General features: G+C 69.6%; 1 protein-coding gene. It reads right to left on the bottom strand.

Annotation, left to right across the window (positions count from 1 at the left end):
• The coding region (locus DS837_RS32290; RefSeq protein WP_211102460.1) for an Ig-like domain-containing protein at positions 1 to 912 on the bottom strand (912 nt) is incomplete at both ends.

Raw genomic sequence — 912 nt, 5'->3', positions numbered from 1 at the left:
GACCATCGGGACGGGGCTGTCGTACTCGGCGTCGGTGGCGGTGCCGGCGGAGGCCAGCAGGGCGGTGACGGTCATCCCGCCGTTCGCGGTGTCGGCGATGCCCTGGTCGATGACGGTCAGGCTGCGGACGTCGCTGGACAGGATCGGGCGGTCGTTGGCGCCGGTGAAGTTGAGGGTGAGTTCCTGCGAGACGCTCCGGTTGCCGTCGGAGACGGTGAAGGTGCTCTTCCCCTGCATCGGCCCGGCGGGCACACCGTTGAGGAAGGCGGCGTCGAAGACGTAGGCGTAGTGGCCGGTCTGGCTGTTGACGTAGGAGGTGCCGCCCGGCCCGGTGGACCAGATGTCGTAGGTGACGCCGTTGCCGAGCGTGACGCTGCCGTACTGGAGCGGGGAGCTCTGCGAGCCGGCGATGGAGTAGGTCAGCGTGTCGCCTTCCAGATCGGACGCGGCGAGCTGGCCGTCGATCAGCGGGAAGCTGTCGGCGGCGGCGGTGTCGACCAGCGTCGGCGGCGTGGTCGGCACCGCCAGCGTCGGCGGGGCGTTGGTGTCGATGCGGTCGTTGGTCTGGCTGATCGCGGTGGTGTAGGGGGTGTTGGCGTTGCTGGCGCTGTCGACCAGGACGATGTTGACCGGGATGTCCTGGTTGGCGGCGCGGTCGCCAGTGCGCTGGCCGTCGGCGGTGACCGTGAAGGTGGCGGTGTAGGTGGTCGCGCCGACCTTGGTCAGGTTGCCCAGCGCGAAGCCGCCGACGGTGCTGCCGCTGCCCAGCGTGTAGGTGTCGCTGTCCGAGGCCACGGTGATCGTCACCGTCACCGTGTCGCCGACCTTGGCCGCCTGGTCGGGGATCGTCACCGTGGTGATCGACGGCGGCGTCGTGTCGGCCGTGTTGTTCGTCACCGACTGGTTGGTGAC

The sequence above is a fragment of the Azospirillum brasilense genome (genome assembly GCF_008365405.1).
In the GTDB taxonomy this organism is placed as follows: domain Bacteria; phylum Pseudomonadota; class Alphaproteobacteria; order Azospirillales; family Azospirillaceae; genus Azospirillum; species Azospirillum brasilense_D.
This window is presented reverse-complemented; position numbering and strand designations above follow the sequence as displayed.